At 64.3% G+C, this 1,160-nt stretch carries 2 protein-coding genes; one reads left to right on the top strand and one right to left on the bottom strand.

Annotated features, from left to right (window positions below; translation table 11 throughout):
• Positions 1–260: 260 nt before the first annotated feature.
• Complete coding sequence (locus J9611_RS21285; RefSeq protein WP_211883224.1) at positions 261–680, top strand: DUF4870 domain-containing protein; 420 nt, start codon at positions 261–263, stop codon at positions 678–680.
• Positions 681–729: 49 nt separating this feature from the next.
• Here the strand turns inward: J9611_RS21285 and J9611_RS21280 are convergent.
• The coding region (locus J9611_RS21280; RefSeq protein WP_211883222.1) for an RNA-guided endonuclease InsQ/TnpB family protein at positions 730–1,160 on the bottom strand (431 nt) is incomplete at its 5' end.

Genomic DNA, 1,160 nt, shown 5'->3' with positions numbered 1-1,160 from the left:
ATCCAAATATCCGCGCTGGGCCGCCTCAATTCCTTGCATACACCCAGTCTTAAGGACCACTGCGCGAAGTCCAGCAGGCGCGCCTTAAACCACCCAAATTGTTCAGCGCAGTCCTAGGGACCGGGCCTGTGCACCGTCCCGGGCGGGCCCTGATCTTCTTTTCGCGGCAAGGCAAGTATTCTTGGTACGGGCCGCGCTCCATGCCCGCTCAGTCTCGTCCAAGGCACCAACGCATCACCGCAAATCCGAAGGAGGTAACCGTGGCAGATAACGCACGCGAACACACGGGCCACCAGGCCGGCCATGGCCAGCCCCCGTACCATGGCGTTCCCGCCAATGCGCTGCCACTGACGGCGAACGAGGACCGGCAGTGGGCCACGCTGGCGCACTTCGGCGGCATCCTCGGCTGCGTTCCGGCGCTGCTGATCTACCTGATTTTCAAGGACCGCGGGCCCTTCACGGCGCAGGAGTCCAAGGAAGCGCTCAACTTCACGCTGCCCCCCACCATCGCCGCGGTGCTCGCCAACATCCTGGTGTTCATTCCGGTGGTGGGCAACCTCTTCGCGGTCCTCGCCACCGTGATCTGGATTGCGGTCACGTGCTTCTCCGTCGCGGCGGGCATCCACGTCAACCGCGGCCAGCCGCACCGCTACGAGTTCAACCTGCGCTGGATCAATTGACATCCTCCCTGTCCTGGAGGGCGGGGATTCCCGTGGCTGGTCGCCGCCGTCAGGCGGCAGTCAGGTGGGTGGTTACTGGTTCGGCAGGGACCGCTCCGGCAAGCCGGAGTCTTACGTCCCCTCCACAGTCGTTTAGGCTCTCCGCAAGTCCTGCGGCGAGCATGATGTTCAGGGCTGCGTTGTAGTCGCGGTCGAGGACAGTGCCACAACCACCGCAGGCCCAGACACGGACCGACAGCGGCTTCTTGCCGTCCCTGACGCCACATGCGGAGCATACCTGGCTGGTGGGTTCCCATTGGCTGACGCCCGGAACGGTGCAACCGTACTTCAGGCCCGCGTGGGTGAGTTCGTTGATGAACACTCCCCACCCGGCGTCGTGGACGGATTTCGCGAGTCTGGTACGTGCCAGCCCCGTGATGTTGAGTGTTTCGACTGCGACCGCCTGGTTTTCGCGGGCCAGCCTGACGGCGATCTTGCGGG

This window comes from Pseudarthrobacter albicanus, from assembly GCF_018224015.1.
GTDB lineage: Bacteria > Actinomycetota > Actinomycetes > Actinomycetales > Micrococcaceae > Arthrobacter > Arthrobacter albicanus.
The sequence above is the reverse complement of the archived record's forward strand: the minus strand, read 5'-3'. Positions and strand labels throughout refer to the sequence as shown.